Origin of the sequence: Streptomyces sp. NPDC058470 (genome assembly GCF_042721055.1) — a bacterium.
Taxonomy (GTDB): Bacteria; Actinomycetota; Actinomycetes; order Streptomycetales; family Streptomycetaceae; genus Streptomyces.
Map to the genome: position 1 here is coordinate 1 of NZ_JBHXMF010000134.1, position 3,333 is coordinate 3,333.

The 3,333-nt window shown below is 68.9% G+C and carries 2 protein-coding genes; both read left to right on the top strand.

Features of this window, described 5'->3' with window-relative positions:
• The coding region (locus ACFWP7_RS42420; RefSeq protein WP_384393953.1) for an amino acid adenylation domain-containing protein at positions 1–1,362 on the top strand (1,362 nt) is incomplete at its 5' end.
• Positions 1,359–3,333: condensation domain-containing protein (locus ACFWP7_RS42425; RefSeq protein WP_384393957.1), on the top strand; the 1,975-nt coding region annotated here is incomplete at its 3' end. The genes ACFWP7_RS42420 and ACFWP7_RS42425, both read left to right, overlap by 4 nt.

Consider the following 3,333-nt stretch of genomic DNA (forward strand, 5'->3'; position numbering starts at 1 on the left):
ATCTTCACGTCCGGTTCCACCGGCCGCCCCAAGGGCGTCACCGTCCCCCACAGCGCACTGAGCAACTTCCTTGCCGACATGGGAAGGCGGTTCTCGCTCGACCCGGAGGACCGGCTGCTCGCCGTGACGACGGTCGGCTTCGACATCGCCGGACTGGAGATCTTCCTCCCGCTGCTCAGCGGGGCCCGTCTGGTGCTCGCCGGGCAGGCCACGGCACAGGACCCGGCCGCCGTCCTGAGGACCGTGCTCGAGTCCCGCATCACGGTGATGCAGGCCACGCCAAGTCTGTGGCAAGGTGTGGTGGCCGCCGAGAACGGCGAGCTGCGCACTGTACGCGTCCTGGTGGGCGGCGAGGCACTGCCCACCGGTCTGGCACGAGAACTGTGCCACCGGGCGCACTCGGTGACGAATCTCTACGGGCCCACGGAGGTGACGATCTGGGCGACGGCCGCCGAGCTCGCTCACATACCCTCCGCCGGTCCGGAGATCGGCACACCGATCTCGGGCACCCAGGCGTACGTCCTGGACGCCGACCTGCGGCCGGTGCCGGCGGAAGTCGGCGGTGAACTGTACCTGGCCGGGGCCCAGTTGGCCCGTGGCTATGTCGGCCGCGCCGCGCTCACGGCCGAGCGCTTCGTGGCGTCGCCGTTCGCACCCGGCGGGCGTATGTACCGTACCGGCGACGTGGCGCGATGGACCCCTGAAGGTCAACTGGACTATCTGGGGCGGGCGGACGAGCAGGTGAAGATCCGCGGATTCCGCATCGAGCCCGGCGAGGTGCAGTCGGTGCTCGCCTCGCACCCTGCGGTCGCACAAGCCGTGGTGTTGGTGCGCGAGGACATGCCCGGCGACAAACGACTGGTCGCCTACGCCGTGCCGACGCCCAATGCCGAGAACGCCCTCAAACTATCGCTGCGCATAAGGGAGTTCGCCACCGAGCGACTTCCGCACTACATGGTGCCCTCGGCAGTGGTGACACTGGACGAACTGCCACTGACGGCCAACGGAAAGCTGAACCGCAAGGCCCTGCCCGCGCCCGACTTCGCCGCGTTGGCCGGCGCGGGCCGCGAACCGGCGACGGCGCAGGAAGAAGCCCTGTGCAGGGCGTTCGCCGACGTACTCGATCTGCCCGCCGTCGGAGTCGACGACGACTTCTTCGCATTGGGCGGTCATTCGCTGCTGGCCACCAGGCTGGTCAGTGAGATGCGGGCCGAACTGGACGTGGAACTGCCGATCAGGGTGGTCTTCGCGCACCCGACACCGGCCGCACTCGCGACCTGGCTCGCAGAACACGCAAGTCACCGAAGGACAGCAGCCAGGCCCACACTACGGCCGATGCGCAACCAGGAGGAGTCCCGATGATCCCGCTCTCGTTCGCGCAGCGTCGGCTGTGGTTCCAGGCGAAGCTCGAAGGTCCCAGCACCACCTACAGCAATCCCACCGTGCTGCGCCTCTCCGGGACGCTCGACCGGGCGGCCCTGAGCGCCGCGCTGAGGGATGTCATCGAGCGGCACGAGGTGCTGCGCACTGTGTTCCCCGAAGCCGACGGCGAGCCCTATCAGTGCGTGCTGCCCCTGGAGGAGACCGGTTTCGAGCTGACGATCACCGATGTGCCGTCCGAAGAGCTGACCCAGGCGGTGACCCGGGCCGTACGGCACGTGTTCGACGTCGCTGCTGAAATCCCCGTGCGGGCCTGGCTGTTCGCGGTGGAACCCGATCAGCACGTGCTCGTGCTGGTCGTGCACCACATCGCCTGGGACGGCTGGTCGGTGGGCCCTCTCGCGCGCGACCTGTCGGTGGCGTACACCGCACGATGCGAGGAACGAGCACCCGGCTGGGAACCCTTGCCGGTGCAGTACGCCGACTACACCCTGTGGCAAAGGGAGTTGCTCGGGGACGAGAACGACCCGAACAGCGTGCTGACCCGACAGATGTCCTACTGGCGCGACATCCTCTCCGGCGCCCCGGAGGAGTTGGCCCTGCCGGCCGATCGCCCTCGCCCGGACGTGTCGTCCCACCGCAGCCACCAGGCCGAGTTGAGGATTCCGGCTGACGTGCACAAGCGTCTGACCGCAATGGCACGTGAGCGCGGCGTCACCCTGTTCCTGCTGATGCAGACGGCCATGGCGGTCGCACTCAACCGGCTTGGGGCGGGCACGGACATCCCGATCGGCTCACCGATCGCCGGCCGCACCGACAAAGCACTGAACGACCTGGTCGGCTTCTTCGTCAACACGCTCGTGCTGCGCATCGACGTGTCCGGCGACCCCACGTTCGACGAGGTGCTGGCGCGAGCACGGGAAGCCGGATTCAGTGCGTTCGAGCACCAGGACGTGCCGTTCGAACGGCTGGTGGAAGAACTGGCACCGGCCAGGTCGTTGTCCCGCCACCCACTGTTCCAGGTCATGCTCACGGTCCAGAACACGGGTTCCGTGAGCCTGCGCCTGCCCGGCCTCGACGTTTCCGGCATGCCGGGCGGCCTGTCGGTGGCGCGGTACGACCTGGCCGTGTCCGTCGGCGAGATCACCGACGCGCGGGGCAGAGCGACCGGCCTCGGCGGTACGGTCACGGGCGCGGTGGATCTGTTCGAGGCCGGCACGGTGGAACGGTTCGCCGACTGCCTGGTACGAGTCCTGTCGACACTGGCGGAGAACCCGCGGGCGCGGGTCGGAGCAGTCGATGTCCTGGCGGCCGGTGACCGCCGCCGTGTGCTGACCGAGTGGAACGACACGGCGGTCGAAGGCCCCGCGGCACTGGTTCCCGACCTGTTCGCCGAACAGGTGGCGCGGACTCCGGACGCCATCGCGGTTGTATCCGACGGTGTGCCGGTGTCTTACGCGGAGTTGGACGCGCGGGCGAACCGGCTGGCACATGTGCTGCGGGCGCAGGGTGTGGGTGCGGAGTCGATGGTGGGTCTGTGCCTGCCCCGGGGTGTGGAGTCGATCGCGGCGATCCTGGGTGTGTGGCGGGCGGGGGCGGCGTACCTGCCGCTGGATCCGGGGCAGCCGGCCGAGCGGATCGCGTTCATGCTGGCGGACAGCGGTGCGAGTGTCGCCATCGGTCTCGGCGAACTCCTGCGCTCCGCCCCCGTACCGACACTCCCTCTCTTGAACCTGGACGACCCGGACGTGGCAGCCTCCCTCGCGGAAGCTCCCGTGACCCCTCCAGAGATCCCGGATGTGATACCCGCGCAGGTGGCGTATGTGATCTACACGTCGGGTTCGACGGGGCAGCCCAAGGGTGTCGCGGTCACCCACGGGGCGTTGGCCAACTATGTCGGGTCGGTGCCGGGGCGGGTGGGTTTTGAGGGGCCGGGCCGGTTTGCGGTGTTGC